Genomic DNA, 15,105 nt, shown 5'->3' on the forward strand with positions numbered 1-15,105 from the left:
TGCCTCGCGTCGCGCTGATATCCTCGCCCGAACCTCTCTCACGACAGGTTCGGGCGTTGATGGTTCTTGCGCCAGCTTTTCATGCGCGTCTGCCGATAGAGTCCTGAGAGGCGACTCTTCGAGCAGCCTGACCGCGCAAGCCGGGAAAACCCTGTATGCCAATATTGCACCACGACATGATGCTGCGTCCCTCCCTGACCCGCTCCCTGCCACTTGCCATCGCCCTGGCGTGCCTGCCTGCTCAGTCGGCATCGGCAGATCATCCCAAGCCCACGGCAGATTCCGCGATGACAGTGATGAGCTATCTGTCTTCCCTGCCATTGCAGGACACCGACAGAAGCGGTGGCGACGGCAGCGTGCCCAAGCACGACACCAATGCCTACTCCCTGCCGGCCAAGAACCTGAGCTTCGATCAGCGTCTGTCCTTCAGTGTCGGCAACAGCTTCTTCAAGAGCCCTTGGGTGATCGCGCCCGCCAGCACCACCGCGCGCGATGGCCTCGGCCCGCTGTTCAACACCAACGCCTGCCAGAACTGCCACGTCAAGGATGGTCGCGGCAGCCTGCCGGCCGAGGGCGACCCCTCGGTGGGCCTTTTCCTGCGCCTGGGCCTGCCGGACAGCCACGAGGACAGCTGGAGCGATGAGGAGCGCGAATTCCGGCGTATCGCCGGGGTGATGCCACATCCTGTCTATGGCACCCAGCTGCAGAATGCCGCCGTGCCCGGCATCGAGCGCGAAGGCCGCATGCAGGTGGATTACGAGGACGTGACGGTGCCCCTGGCGGACGGGGAAGTGATCGCGTTGCGCAAGCCGCGCTATTCCATCGTCGAACCCGGCTTCGGTGACCCGGGCCCCATCGCGCTCTCCCCGCGTCTCGCCCCCGGCATGGTGGGGCTGGGGCTGCTCGAGGCGGTCAGCGACGAGACCTTGCTCGAGTGGGCCGACCCGCAGGATGCGGATGGCGACGGCATCAGCGGGCGCGCCAATACTGTCTGGTCACTCGCCGAGCAACGCGAGGTCATGGGGCGTTTCGGCTGGAAGGCCGGCCAACCCGATGTGCGACAGCAGAGCGCCAAGGCCTTCGCCGGCGACATGGGACTGACCTCCAATCTGGTCAGCTCCACCGACTGCACCCCGCTCCAGAAGTGCGAGACATTGCCCGATGGGGGGGAGATCGAGGTCGACGACAACGTGATGGACAACGTGGCCTTCTACTCGCGCAATCTGGCCGTGCCCACCCGGCGTGACATCGATGACCCGACGGTGCGTCAAGGCGAGCGACTGTTCCGCGAGCTTGAATGCGCCAGCTGTCACCGCCCACGCCTGACCACCCGGTCCGGCGGCGTGGCGGAACAACTGGCCGAGCAGACGATCTGGCCCTACAGCGACATGCTGCTGCATGACATGGGCGAAGGACTGGCGGATGATCGCCGCGAATTCGAGGCCAGCGGCCAGGAATGGCGCACGCCGCCCCTGTGGGGCATCGGCCTGGCCCAGACGGTCAACCCTGCCACGGGCTTCTTGCATGATGGCCGTGCACGCACCCTGCTCGAGGCCGTGCTCTGGCATGGCGGCGAAGCCCAGCCAAGCCGCGATGCCGTCGTGGCCCTGCCGACTGACCAGCGTGAAGCCCTGTTGCGCTTCCTCGAGACTCTCTGACAAGGAATACCCGTTCATGCCCCGCGACACCTTCACCCCAGCTGCAACCCCGATGAAACCAGGCCTGCGCAAGGCCTCGCCTCTGGCCCTGATGGCCTGTGGCATGACACTGCTGGGCGCCGCGCTGTTCTCGACAAGCACACTGGCGGCGACGGACTCCTCTGCCGCCAACACAGACGCTGCCACCACTGACACCAACAGCGCAGCGGCCGTCAGCCAGTTTGCCGCTGACACGCTGAGCGAGGCGCACCAGCAACTTGCCAGCCGCCTGCAACAGCTCGCGCAGCATACTCAAGCGTTCTGCTCCGCCGAGGGTGACGTGACCCTCGACACCCTCAAGCAGGACTGGCGAAGCGCCATGCTGGGGCTGAATCAGGTCAACTGGGTGGAAATGGGCCCGATACTGCAGAACTCGCGTCAATGGCAGCTGTATTTCTGGCCGGACAAGAAGGATCTGGTCGCGCGCAAGACCCGCGCCCTGCTTGCCGGTGATGCCCCGATCACGGTCGAGAGTCTGGCAGAGCAATCCATCGTCATGCAGGGGCTGGGCAGCGTGGAGTATCAGCTGTTCGATGCCCGCTATGCCGACTCGCCCCTGACGGCCGACTCGCGACGCTGCGAGTTGATGACGGCCAACACCGCCTACGCCGCCAATACCGGTAAGACGCTGCGTGATGAGTGGCAGCAGTTCGCGCCGCAACTGGCCGAAGGCACTGGCGCCTTCAGCGATTCACGCGACGCCGTGCTGTCTCTGGTTCGCGCGCTGACCGTGCAGCTGGAAGCCATCAAGGACCGCAAACTGCGCCGGCCGATCGGCCTCGACAACGGCGGCACGGCCAATCCCTATGCGGCTGAGTCCTGGCGCGGCGGCATGGGGCTTGCCAACATCGCGGCGACCCTGGCGATGATGGAACGCCTCTGGCTTGGCAATGACGATGTCGCTGGCATTCAAGGCTACCTGAATGGCCAGGTCGACCCGCGCATGGTGGCCTCCACCACCAGCGATTTCGTCGATGCGCGCCAGGCCTTCGCCGCCCTGCCGGAGGACCTCGCCGGCATACTGCGCGATGACCCGCGCAATGGTGAGCTGCAGCAGGCCATGATCCATGTCGAGACCCTGCAGGCCGGTTTTGCCGACACGCTCAACCCGGCGCTGGGCCTGTCTCTGGGCTTCAACAGCACCGATGGCGACTGATCCGGGAGTGAGAGGCGTGAACAAGACAGCTCAAGGCACGCTGGAGTCCCGGCGTGCCGATGCGCATCAGCGACGTCGCCTGCTCAAGGCGTTGGCCTGCACGCCAATGATGGGGCTGCCCGGCGGCATGGCCGTGGCGGGCGGCAACAACGCCGCCAGTGCCCAGGGGCGCGAGCCACTCGGGGTGGCCATCTCGGCATGTGATGATGACACGGGGCAGCACTTTGCCAGCTGCACCAGTTATCAGGGAGTGGAGCGCTGGCGCCAGCCGATACGCCAACGCGCCCACGGTGCCACTCGGCACCCTCACAAGCCGTGGGCGCTGATCTTCTCACGGCGTCCCGGGACGGAAATCAATGTCTTCGACCTCGACAGTGGCGAGCGGATCGCACGCATCGAGGCCGCACCGGACCGCCACTTCTATGGGCATGGCGTATTCAGCCCGGATGGCGGCCTGCTCTACACCACCGAGAATGCCATCGCGCCCGGAGAAGGCCGCATCGGCATCTACGACGTGAATCGCGACTTCGCGCGGATCGGCGAGTTCGCTAGTGGCGGGATCGGCCCGCATGAAATTCGCCTGCACCCGGATGGTCAGCAGCTAATCATCGCAAATGGCGGGATTCTGACGCGGCCTGAAACCGGTCGGGTCAAGCTCAACCTGGACAGCATGCAGTCGAATCTGACCTTGCTCGACCGTGTCTCGGGCGAGATTCGCTGGCAAGGCGAGCCCTCCCATCACCAGCTGTCACTGCGCCACCTGGACGTCAGCCGCGAGGGCGTCATCGTCGCGGGCTATCAGTACCAGGGCCCCGCGGCGGACCACCGCCCGCTGGTGGTGATGAAGCAGCCCGGCAGTGACCGCTTGCAGGAACTGCCGTTGCCGCGGGAATACGTCGCGCAGTTCAAGCAGTACATCGCCAGCGTCGCCGTCTCCCCCGATGGGCGACTGGCCGTGGCGACCGCCCCACGCGGCAATCTGATCACGCTCTGGAATCTCGCGACGGGAGAGCTGGACACGACTCTGGACTTCGCCGACTGCGCTGGTGTGCTGGCGGTGCCGGCGACGCAGCAGACGCCGGCAGGCTTCGTGGTCAGCAATGGTCGCGGCGAGTGGCTGCTGATCGATGAGGAGGGGCTGCCGGCGCTTGGCCCGGTGCGGCTGGCGAATACCCACTGGGACAATCACCTGGCGCTGATGTAGCCAGGCATCTGGCGCTTTGATAACCGGGCGCAGACGCTGTGGTGACGGAAACTGGACCGCCTAAGCGTGCGAATCACCACAGCGTCATCTGACGATCCAGCAGGCGATCGAAATCATCGTCGACGAACGGCAGGATGCCATCGGCAACGGGCTTTAGCTGACGACTCAGGTAGTGCTCGACATCAATGGGCGAGCGCAGATATTCGACGGGTTCCGGGCCGGAGGTGGTCATCACATAGCGAATCCAGCCGCCGCGCTGATAGCGTAACGGCAGGCCACGCCGGCGGTTCTCGTCATCCGCCAGACGCGCCGCACGGACATGGGGCGGCACGTTGCGCTGATAGTCGTCGAGCTTGCGCCGCAGGCGCTTGCGGTAGATCAAGGCCTCGACATCCGAGGTGTCCGCCGCGCCATGGGCATGGCGTTGCAGGTAATCCTGCACGTAGCCCTTCAGATACTCCTGATAGGGGCTGCCTTCAAAGATTCTGCGATAGAGTCCCTGCTGGAAGGTCTTGGCCAGCGGCGTCCAGTCGGAACGCACCGACTCCAGTCCCTTGAACACCAGTTCCGTCTGGCCGCTGCTGCCTGTCTGTTGCAGCCCGGCGTAGCGTTTCTTGCTGCCCTCTTCGGCCCCACGAATGGTCGGCATCACGAAGCGCTGATAGTGGGTCTCGAACTGCAGTTCCAACGCGCTGTCGAGATCGAGACTGCCCTTGAGATGCCGTCGCCACCAGTCGGTGACATGCGCCGCCAGCTCACGGCCGATCCGACTCGCCTCGGCTTCCTCATGCGCAGCGCCCAGCCACACGAAGGTGGAGTCGGTATCGCCATAGATGACGCGATAGCCCTGCGCCTCGATCAACTCCACCGTCTGCTGGATGATCTGATGGCCACGCCGCGTGATCGAGGACGCCAGCCGTGGATCGAAGAAACGACAGCCGCGTGACCCCAGCACGCCGTAGAAGGCATTCATGATGATCTTGAGCGCCTGGGTCAGCGGGGCGTCACCCGCCGCGCGGGCGGCGTCACGTGCTTGCCAGATCTCGGCGACGATACCCGGCAGGCAGTGTCGGTCACGCGAGAAGCGCGCGCCGAGAAAGCCGGGCACACCGGCCTCTGAGGCATCATCCGTGACGTTCTCCGACCCACGCAGCCCTTCGATCAGGCCCAGCGGGTCGATCAGGAAAGTGCGGATGATGGAGGGATACAGACTCTTGAAATCCAGCACCAGCACCGAGTCATAAAGCCCGGGCTGGGAATCCATCACGAAGCCGCCGGGGCTGTCCTCCCCCACCACGTCTCCCAGATTGGGCGCGACCTTGCCCAGCCGGTGCAATCTCGGCAGATACAGATGCGTGAAGGCCGCCACCGAACCACCGCTGCGATCTGCCTCAAGCCCCGTGGCTGCCGCCCGCGCGAGCAGAAACTCCATCAGTCGCGTCTTCGTGAAGATGCGCGTGACCAGCTCGCAATCCTTGAGGTTGTAGCGCGCCAGGGAAGGCTTGTCCTCGGCGAACATGCGCAGAATCTCGTCCAGCCGGCCATAGGGGTCATCGATGGCCTTGCCTTCCTGCAACAGCTCACGCGAGACATTCTCGAGGCTGAACGACTCGAAATGCCAGAAGGCTGACTTGAGCGCCTCGATGCCATCCACCACCCAACGCCCGGCGATCTCGGCAAAGAAGTGCTCGGCCTGGCGGGAATGAGAGCGCCACTGCATCACGCTGGCGTCACGCCCCAGTCGCAGTGGCAGACCTTCGGCCTCTGACAGCCGCACCAGCATGCGCAGATCGAACTGGATGACGTTCCAGCCGATGATGACATCCGGATCATGCCTTGCGACCCAGTCCAGCAGGCATTGCAGCAACTCACGCCGGCTATCCCGGTACTCCAGCGAGAAATCGCAGCTGGCGTTCTCCTCCCCATTGGGAGGCCCCAGCATGTAGACCTGACGCTGTCCGCAGCCCTCGAGCGCGATGGAATACAGATTGCCCCGCGCATCGGTCTCGATATCCAGCGATGCCCAGCGCAGCGGTGGCCGATAGCCCCCAAGCGGTGTCAGGCGCGCATTCTTCACGCTGCCATCAGGCTGGCGCTCGCCGCGTGCCGTGACGCCTGCCGTGATGAAACGCTCCATCAGGTAGCGGTCCGTCGGACGAACATCCGCTTCATAGACGTCGACGCCAATCGCCTTCAAACGGCGCGCCAGCTGGCCCAGGGTGCGATATTCACGACAGTAGAGCCCCACCACCGGGCGATGGTGGAAGTCTTCCAGTGCCAGCGGACGCAGCTCGGCGCCGGCCTCAAAGCTCACCAGTGTCTGAGCCAGCACCTGCTGTTCGGCGGGCAGGAAAGCGACGACTTCCTGGGGCGCACATTCGACACGTACGGCACCTTCGTCGGTGCGAATCCAGAAGCTGATCACCACCCCCTCGGGCGTGTCCCGCCAATGACGTGTCAGCACGAAGCCATGAAGTTCAACAGGAGCGTGGCGGGAATCTTCGGATGCGGCCTCTGGCACTGCATTACCTTTACGTTGAATATACGAATGCCGGGCAGGATGAGAGCAAGACGCGTCTGCATCCTCATACGATAATATGAATTCTGTATCGTACAACATCCGGCGTGAAGCCTGAGCTTGACGACGGAAATACCGTGCCTTCCCGGCGACAGGATGGATGTCTGCGGCAAGGAATGCCTCTCCCGAGATAGCGGCACCCCACAAGGAGCCTGCGTCATGCAACGCTTTGAGATGATTCAAACCCTGCTGGGCCAGATGCTGGGCCAGATCGACGACATCATCTTGCTTGCAGATGATCAGCGCCACATCACCTACCTGAATGACAGCGCGGTGAAGGCATTCGGCTACCCACGTGAAGCGTTGATCGGCAAGCAGACACGTATGCTGTATGCCTCCAGCGATGAGTTCGAGCGCCAGGGGCAGAGGCGCTTTCGTGTCGATGCCCAGCCCGCCAAGGAAGGCCGGGTCATCCGCTACCGACGCCAGGATGGCACCTACTTCTATGGTGAGACGCTCGGCGGCCCCATCAAGGACCCCACCAGCGACAACATCTTCATGTTCGGGCTGATCCGCGATGTCTCACGCCGCGTGACGGCGGAACATACCCTGCACAGCCTGCATGCCATCACCTCATCACGTGAACTCAACTTCAATGAGCGCATCGATGAGCTGCTGAAACTGGGCTGCGCCCATTTCGGCCTGCCGATCGGTATCTTCAGCCGCATCCAGGACGGCGAATACGTCGTCCAGCGCGCCTGTCACCCGGAAGACCTGCTGGAACCGGGACTGAGCTTCTCGCTCAGCGATACCTATTGCGATCACGTCTACAGGGCCGATTGCGTTCAGGCCTTCCATCATGTGGCCAGCAGTGAGATCCGCAACCATCCCTGCTATGCCAACTTCAATCTGGAAGCCTACATCGGGGCACCGGTGATCGTGGATGGTGAACGCTACGGCACCTTCACCTTCTCAAGCCCTGACCCGGTGCCGCCCTTCACCGCTCAGGACATCGAGCTGGTACGTCTCATCGCCTTGTGGGCCGGCCACGAAGTCGCGCGTGCCAATGACATCAATGCCCTGAAGGAAGCGCATCAGGCGCTCGAGAAGATCGCGATCACTGACCCGCTGACCGGTCTCTACAATCGCCGTCATGCCCAGCAGGTACTGGATGACAGCATCGCGGCACTGGCCACCGCCGAGGTTGACCACCCCCTGTGCGTGGCACTGCTGGATTTCGACCATTTCAAGAAGATCAACGACAATCATGGCCATGACGCCGGTGATCTTGCCTTGCAACACTTGAGCGTCCTCGCCGAGGAGATTCTGCTGCCCGGCGACACCCTCGCCAGATGGGGTGGCGAGGAATTCCTGGCGATTCTGCCTGACTCGCTGCTCAGTGACTCGGCCACGCGCATCAACCTGCTGCGACAACGCATGAAGGACAGTGTCGTGGAATACGCTGGCCAACGTCTGCCCCTGTCATTGAGCATCGGGATGACCTGCCTGGAACCCGATGACAGCGCCACCCGCGAGCAGTTGATCGCACGCGCCGATGAAGCCATGTACGCGGCCAAGGAAGAAGGACGCAACTGCCTCAGGATGCTGTAACGCAATGATGCGTGAATTGCTCCGTCCTGCCTGGCCTGATCAGGAGCGCCAAGCAGGACGGAGCCCGCTCACCAAAGCCCTCTCGCCGAAGCCCTCGCGTCACGTCATCCCCCCTCTCGCACTCAGGTAGCGAACACGCTAAGGTCAGGCCCATCCCCTACTGCTGAGCCACCCGACGTCGTCGTTGCCTATCCTCATGCCTTCACACGATTCCAGCGCTACGCCGCCCGATGCGTCCTATGCCTTCGGCCTCCCGGAAGACGGCGTGCTGTCTGACCAGCCCACAAGCATTGCGCCCTTGACCGCCACCCTTGCCTCGCCTGCCCCCGCTGACCGTCACCAACTCGGTATCTTCCTGCTGCCGGGCTTCGCGATGGTCGCGTTGTTCTCGATGATCGAGCCGCTGCGCATCGCCAATCGACTGCGCGGAACACGCCTGTATCAGTGGACACTCGCAAGCCAGGATGGCGCGTCGGTCAAGGCCTCCAACGGCATGGTGCTGCCGGTGGATACCGCACGTGACGAGCTTGCCGCAGTGGACACGCTGGTGGTGTGCACCAGCTTTGCCCCGGAAGCCTATCTGGAAGACCGCACCTTGCGCTGGCTGCAGGAGCGCTCCCATAGCGGCTGCCAGCTCGGGGGTGTGGACACCGGCTGCTTCGTGCTGGCACGCGCCGGCCTGCTCACCGGCAAGACGGTGACGCTGCACTGGGAAAGCCTGCCGGAATTCAGCCAGCGCTTCGATGAGGTGGACGCCGTGGAGTCACTGTATGAAATCAGTGACGACGGCTTCTTCTGCGCCGGCGGCAGCGCCCCGCTGGACATGAGCCTGGAGCTGATTCGCCGCCAGCATGGCCAGACACTCTATCAAGCGGTACGCGAACAGCTGATTCTCGATCAGGGCCGACTGCCGGCCAGCCGCCAGCGCGGCATCAGTCAGCAGACGGCCGATCTGGCTGACCCGCTGCTCAGGCGTGCGATCACGCGCATGGAGAACACCCTGGAGGCCCCGCTCAGCATCGAGGCACTCGCCGAGGAACTCGGCCTCTCATGGCGCCAGCTGGAGCGCCGCTTCCAGCAAGGGCTCGGCTGCACGCCTCGCGCCTATCATGGGGAGCGTCGCCTGCTGCATGCACGCAGCCTGCTTCACGATACCCGCCATGGCGTGACCGATATCGCCCTGGCCTGCGGTTTCACCTCGCATTCGAGTTTCACCCGCGCCTTTCGCCGTCGCTTCGGCATTACCCCGACCCAGGCACGCCGCCAGCCACCACGTCCTCTGGGGTGATCCACACCCGATACCCGCAACGCGATGTCGAATTGGGCACAGTCGGTGTCGAATTGGGCACAGTAGCGAGCGCCGTGGGCTGCCATTCTGTCGGGGAATCGCTCACCTGACAGAAGGAAGGACTCTCCATGGCGCTCCCGATCACACCCGATTACGACAGCTGGCCAATTGACGAGCCTCTCGTGAAGGTCATTCACGAAGCACGCTATCTGAGCGTGACCTGGAGCGATGGCCGCGTCAGCCGTTTTCATAGTGTCTGGTTGCGCGAGAACGCCGCGGACGATACCACCGTCAATCCGGCGACGCGCGAACGCATTCTGGACCTCTCCCAGATTCCCGCCTGGCCGGAAATCGCCGAGGCCAGCATCGATGAGGACGGCGCACTCAGCGTGCTGTTCACGCCCGAAGACCGCCGCCTGCGCTTCCACCCGGGCTTCCTGCGTGCCAATGACTATGACAACCAGGACGCGCTGCCGCCGGAGCTGCCGCCGCTGACGCTCTGGCACGGTGAGCAGCTGGAACAGCCGCCGACCATCGATGCCGCCCGCCTGGCCGAGGCCGACCATGGCAGCGCGCAGGAGGCGAAGATTCTGTATCCCACCCTGCACGAACTGCTCGGCAAGGGCCTGGTGCGCCTGCGCAACCTGCCGACGGAAGAAGGCGCCATCGAAAAGGTCGCCGAGCGCATCGGCTCGATCCGCACCACCAATTTCGGCCACCTCTTCAATGTCCGCGCGATCCAGAACCCGGATTCCAACGCCTATACCTCCATCGCCTTGCCGCCGCATGTGGACCTGCCGACCCGGGAATATCAGCCGGGCCTGCAGTGCCTCTACTGTCTCGAGAACACCGTGGAAGGCGGCATGGCGGTGATGATGGACGGCTTCGCCATCGCGGCGGCGCTGAAGGAAGAGCACCCCGAGGCCTACGAGACACTCACCACGGTGCACTGGCGCTACGCCAATACCTCGCGCAATACCGATCATGTCTGGTATTCGCCGATGATCGTGCTGGGTCAGGCAGGAGAACTGCTGGAGGTGCGGATCGCCGACTTCCTGCGCGGGCCGATGATGGCGCCGTTCGAGCAGACCGAGACCGCCTATGAAGCACTGATGACGCTGCAGCGCATGTTGCGTGAGCCGCGCTTCGCCATGCGCTTCACCTACGCCCCCGGCGACATGGTCATCTTCGACAATCGCCGCCTGCTGCACGCCCGCGATGCCTTCGAGGGCGACAGCGGCAGCCGCTGGTTGCAGGGCTGCTACCTGGAGCGTGACGAAGTGCGTTCTCGTTATCGCATGCTCAAGCGTGCCGAACGCGCCGAGCGGGTCGAGGAAGCCAGCCAGGCGGTGTGATTCGGTTCGTCGTGCCTCTGCTCACGCCGATGGCCGACATGAGAATGAGGACGTGCGGGGAATCAGGGCGTGCGTGGCGTGATGACGAGCGTGAAACCGGGGTCCTGCGGGATCAGGGGCGGTAGACAACGCACCTCATGGCCGGGCAACTGGTGGGCAAGACATCGGGTCAGCGTCGCAGGTTCAAAGGCGCTGACCCATGCCAGCCTATCAGGCTTCTCGCCCCGCCAGTGGACGGCATGCATGCCCCATTCCGGCTCCAGCATGTGACGTGACAGGGTCTGCCAGGCCAGTTGATGACGACCGCTGCCCGACACGATGCGGGTGGACAACGGCAGACGCTCGAGATCAAAGGCATCGATCACGATTCGCAGGCGTGGATGACGAAGAATCACCTCGACGAGTCTCGCGAGTTGCTCGCCCTGCTGCCAGTTGGCACTGATGCGACAGCTGATCGCCACGCAGGATGCCGGCGTCTCTGCCAGCACATCGAGAATGTCGCCGTGCACCACCTCTTCAAGCTGAGGCCGGCTCTGGCATCGTACGCCTGTCAGGCAGGTCATGTTGTTTGCGGCTGGCCGTGTACGTCACTTCCGATGCCTGATGCTGGCCCTGGCCTCAATGTTGATGCTCTGCATCATGTGATGAGTGAGGATGATCCTCAGCCCGGCCACTGTCCTTCGGCTCATGATTCTCTTTCGGCTCATGACTGCCCTCCGGCTCATGGCTGTCTTGTAAATCAGCAGGCCCATCAGCTTCCCTAGCGTGATGTGGTTGGCGGGTGTCATCGTCATGATGCGATGACGGTGATTGTGCAGTCTCGCCTCCGCCATGTTGATGACCATCACTTGCTGCCACAAGAGCCGTATAACGCGCAGCACTCATGCCCGGTAGCTCTTGCATGAAAGCGACCATCTGCCAGATATATTCATCCTGCATGCTCTTGCCCCATGCCGGCATTCCACTGGCTTTTATCCCATGCTTGATGACCCAGAAGTGCTCTCTAGGCTCACCATGGATATCCGAAGTCACAAAATTCGGTGGACTGGGATAAAGCCCCTTGCTGAGTTCAGTCTCTTGCATGCCTGGCGCGAGATGGCAGGAGGCGCACATCGATGCATAATTACCGGCCCCCGCCACTTTCATGGCTTCATCATCGAGGGATGGCGTTGCGATATCACTCGCGTGGCTCTCGATCGAACGATCACGCGCCGTTTCAAGAATTCCATAGACCCATGGCCCATGCGGATCATCTGCCGCGACACTGACGACGCCGGAGTAAATGACTCCAGCCCCGGCTGCCAGCAGCACCAGGAATGCCAGACACATCCCTACCAGTACTTTTTTCATGTCAGCCCCCTTGATGAAACAACATGATTCAACGCCCAGACCGCTATGTAAAAAAGCCGGTGGCTGACGGCCAACAATACCGGCGACATGACGCGATGCATCGGGCAGCGCCTTGGCACCTGAAACGCTTGTCCGATTTCATTGAGCTGTCTCTGTATCATTCAAGGAACACCTCCAGAGAATGACTTCGACCACCAGCAGCCAATACACGACAACCATCGAGATTCAGAACATCAAGCGCACACCGACCACGACAGCCGTATCCTCCACATCCTCACCTTCTTCACGCTGCATATCAGCGGTTTCGCCATACTCTCTCTGCCAGTACATGCCGACGTAAGGCGCTACCCGCCGAGTTATCTCATAGCGAGCACGCAAGCCGATTCGTACTGAGTTGAGGCCCTTTCCAATCCCCTGTTGCCTGGACTCATTGGCAGCGAACACCATTTCACTGCGTGGCTGTAGATACCAGCGCTGGGTCAGGCGCACATCATGTTCCAGCTCCAGGCTGGCAGTCACGATACCTTCCTCTCGGTACTGCACTGCGGCATCCGTCTCGATCCGGTAGGGGGCGGTTCCCTGAAAGCCGAACACCCCATACACGCCTTCATCATGATCATCGTTGAACACACCACCCTGATAGCCAGCTCCGATCTGGAACTCCCAGAAATCGGCAACCAGCTGACTGTAGAGAAGCTCAAGGGATTCAAACTCGGCTTCTTCCCCATCGCCCTGGACATTCTCCCCTTCTGACTTGAGATAGACGCGGTGGGTATCTCCGCCATACCAGGCCTGAAAATCCCACACCAGGGAGTCCTCTCCCTTGTCCGGAAGGCTATATTCCAGGCGATCGAAGACTGCGCTCCACTGGAGATGTTCGGCCATGGGCGATGGCCATGACGCCGGGGCATCATATCCATCCTGCGCAAATGCCTGGGAGACACCAGCACCGGAGAATAGACATACCGTCACGCAGGCAAGACGAAATGAATGCTGACTGATTGACATGATGACTCCTCAGGAAACCTTTACGACACGGAACATACCTGCATCCATGTGGTACAGAAGATGACAATGGAAAGCCCAGCTACCTTCTGCATCGGCAGTGATCAACGCTGAAACGCGCTCACCGGGTTTGACATTCAAGGTGTGCTTGCGAGGGATCAGGTCACCGTGGCCATTCTCGAGCTCCATCCACATCCCATGTAAATGAATGGGATGCTCCATCATGGTGTCATTGATCAAGATGAGACGGAGGCGCTCATCTTTATGAAAATGAATAGGGCCATTGACTTCGCTGAACTTCTTGCCATCGAAGGACCACATATAACGTTCCATATTGCCGGTCAGATGCAACTCCATCTCGCGCATGGGGCCGCGTCTGTCCGGCCATGGTGAATAGGCCTTGAGATCCTGATAGACCAGTACACGACGCAGCGATTGGTCCAGACCGATTCCCGCCTGGTCATAACGAGCCCCTTGCTGAACAGCACCCGCCATCAGCATGCCGCCCTGGGCTGCATCGGCCTGCAGGCCCGCCATCTTCGAATGGTCCATACCTGCCATCTTCGAATGGTCCATGCCTGCCATCTTCGAATGGTCCATGCCTGCCATCTTCGAATGGTCCATGCCAGCCATCTGCGAATGGTCCATGCCCGCCATCTGCGAATGGTCCATGCCCGCCATCTGCGAATGGTCCATACCTGCCATCTTCGAATGGTCCATGCCTGCCATCTGCGAATGATCCATACCTGCCATCTGCGAGTGGTCCATTCCAGCATGAGCGCCCATGGCCTCCATCCCGCGATCAGCGATCTGCCGTCGCTCAGGTACGGGCGCCACCATCCCGGGGCGGGGTGCCAACGTGGCTCGCGCGTAGCCACTGCGGTCCATGGCTTCGGCGAAGATGGTGTAGGCCTTGTCATCTTCCGGTGTCACCAGTACATCGTAGGCTTCCGCCACGGCAATACGGAACTCATCCACTTCTACCGGTTGCACTGGCTGTCCATCTGCCGCTACCACGGTCATCTTCAAGCCGGGAATGCGTAAATCGAAGTAGCTCATTGCCGAGCCATTGACGACACGCAGACGCACTGTTTCCCCGCGCTTGAATAGCGCGCTCCAGTTTTCTTCTGGTGAATGACCATTGAGAAGATACGTATAGGTACTGCCGGTGACATCGGCAATATCCCGTGAACTCATGCGCATCTCTGCCCACATGCTGCGCGACTCGATCGTGTCCACCCAACCACCCCGTCGTACATCCGCAAAGAAATCAGCGACGGTACGCTCCTGATAGTTGTAGTAGCCTTCCATGGTCTTGAGATTGCGAAATACGGACTTGGGGTCTTCGAATGTCCAGTCAGTCAGCAGCAGGACATGCTCACGATCATAGGTGAAGGCTTCCGGTGTTGCGGAGTCGATGATCAATGGACCTGCGTGGCCCTCCTGCTCCTGGAGGCCTGAATGACTGTGATACCAGTAGGTACCGCTCTGAGTGACAGGGAACCGATAGGTAAAGGTTTCGCCCGGTGCTATCCCTGCGAAGCTGATACCCGGCACACCGTCCATTTCCGGGGGAAGTATGATGCCATGCCAGTGAATGGAGGTTGGCTCATCGAGCAGGTTTGTCACTTTGATGACAGCATCCTGCCCTTCCTTCAAGCGCACCATGGGCCCGGGACTACTGCCATTGATGCTGATGGGACGAGCGAATTGCCCGGCAATGTCGATGTCTTCACGTCGAATGACAAGAGAGATCTCGGGCCCATGCTCAACCCCTTGGGAGTAACCTGATGTGCGCCCCCAGGGGTTGGCCCAGGCGGGTGCTACGCCTGACACCATTGCGCCCAGCCCCAGGGCAGAACCTCCCTTGAGCAACTGACGACGTGATACAGAAAATTCAGACGGTTTTGGTGCCATGGCC

General features: G+C 61.9%; 11 protein-coding genes. 6 read left to right on the forward strand and 5 right to left on the reverse strand.

Annotated features, from left to right (window positions below; translation table 11 throughout):
* The first annotated feature begins 155 nt into the window (after nucleotides 1–155).
* The 3 genes from MSG32_RS06015 to MSG32_RS06025 are packed head-to-tail and all read left to right on the forward strand — an operon-like array spanning nucleotide 156 to nucleotide 4,057.
* Nucleotides 156–1,658, forward strand: coding sequence for a di-heme oxidoredictase family protein (locus tag MSG32_RS06015; RefSeq protein WP_248378596.1), 1,503 nt, complete (start codon nucleotides 156–158; stop codon nucleotides 1,656–1,658).
* 16 nt (nucleotides 1,659–1,674) lie between these two features.
* Nucleotides 1,675–2,853 carry an imelysin family protein gene (locus tag MSG32_RS06020; RefSeq protein WP_248378598.1) on the forward strand — a complete coding sequence of 393 codons (1,179 nt, stop codon included), beginning with the start codon at nucleotides 1,675–1,677 and terminating at the stop codon, nucleotides 2,851–2,853.
* A 16-nt stretch (nucleotides 2,854–2,869) separates the two neighbouring features.
* On the forward strand, nucleotides 2,870–4,057 hold the full coding sequence (locus MSG32_RS06025) for a DUF1513 domain-containing protein (protein ID WP_248378600.1): 1,188 nt from the start codon (nucleotides 2,870–2,872) through the stop codon (nucleotides 4,055–4,057).
* Nucleotides 4,058–4,130: 73 nt separating this feature from the next.
* Here the strand turns inward: MSG32_RS06025 and MSG32_RS06030 are convergent, their stop codons facing one another.
* Nucleotides 4,131–6,578 carry a DNA polymerase II gene (locus MSG32_RS06030; RefSeq protein ID WP_348983962.1) on the reverse strand — a complete coding sequence of 816 codons (2,448 nt, stop codon included), beginning with the start codon at nucleotides 6,576–6,578 and terminating at the stop codon, nucleotides 4,131–4,133.
* 216 nt (nucleotides 6,579–6,794) lie between these two features.
* On the opposite strand from MSG32_RS06030, the gene MSG32_RS06035 reads away from it, so the two are divergent.
* From MSG32_RS06035 to MSG32_RS06045, 3 genes are all read left to right on the forward strand, one after another.
* A complete protein-coding gene (locus tag MSG32_RS06035) occupies nucleotides 6,795–8,186 on the forward strand; it encodes a diguanylate cyclase (RefSeq protein ID WP_248378605.1) in 1,392 nt (463 codons plus the stop codon).
* Nucleotides 8,187–8,484: 298 nt separating this feature from the next.
* Nucleotides 8,485–9,474 carry a GlxA family transcriptional regulator gene (locus MSG32_RS06040; RefSeq protein WP_248378607.1) on the forward strand — a complete coding sequence of 330 codons (990 nt, stop codon included), beginning with the start codon at nucleotides 8,485–8,487 and terminating at the stop codon, nucleotides 9,472–9,474.
* A gap of 128 nt (nucleotides 9,475–9,602) precedes the next feature.
* Entirely contained in the window at nucleotides 9,603–10,829 is a 1,227-nt protein-coding gene (locus MSG32_RS06045) for a TauD/TfdA family dioxygenase (RefSeq protein ID WP_248378609.1), read from the forward strand.
* A 62-nt stretch (nucleotides 10,830–10,891) separates the two neighbouring features.
* On the opposite strand, the gene MSG32_RS06050 is transcribed toward MSG32_RS06045, so the two are convergent.
* The 4 genes from MSG32_RS06050 to MSG32_RS06065 form a co-directional block, all read right to left on the reverse strand.
* Nucleotides 10,892–11,392 carry a hypothetical protein gene (locus tag MSG32_RS06050; protein ID WP_248378611.1) on the reverse strand — a complete coding sequence of 167 codons (501 nt, stop codon included), beginning with the start codon at nucleotides 11,390–11,392 and terminating at the stop codon, nucleotides 10,892–10,894.
* Nucleotides 11,393–11,447: 55 nt separating this feature from the next.
* Nucleotides 11,448–12,179 carry a cytochrome c gene (locus MSG32_RS06055; RefSeq protein WP_248378614.1) on the reverse strand — a complete coding sequence of 244 codons (732 nt, stop codon included), beginning with the start codon at nucleotides 12,177–12,179 and terminating at the stop codon, nucleotides 11,448–11,450.
* Nucleotides 12,180–12,404: 225 nt separating this feature from the next.
* Nucleotides 12,405–13,187, reverse strand: a complete 783-nt coding sequence (locus tag MSG32_RS06060; RefSeq protein WP_216060277.1) for a copper resistance protein B — start codon at nucleotides 13,185–13,187, stop codon at nucleotides 12,405–12,407.
* A 9-nt stretch (nucleotides 13,188–13,196) separates the two neighbouring features.
* A complete protein-coding gene (locus tag MSG32_RS06065) occupies nucleotides 13,197–15,101 on the reverse strand; it encodes a copper resistance system multicopper oxidase (protein WP_282460308.1) in 1,905 nt (634 codons plus the stop codon).
* Between the last annotated feature and the right edge of the window lie 4 nt (nucleotides 15,102–15,105).

The organism is Cobetia sp. 1CM21F (assembly GCF_023161745.1).
Taxonomy (GTDB): domain Bacteria; phylum Pseudomonadota; class Gammaproteobacteria; order Pseudomonadales; family Halomonadaceae; genus Cobetia; species Cobetia amphilecti.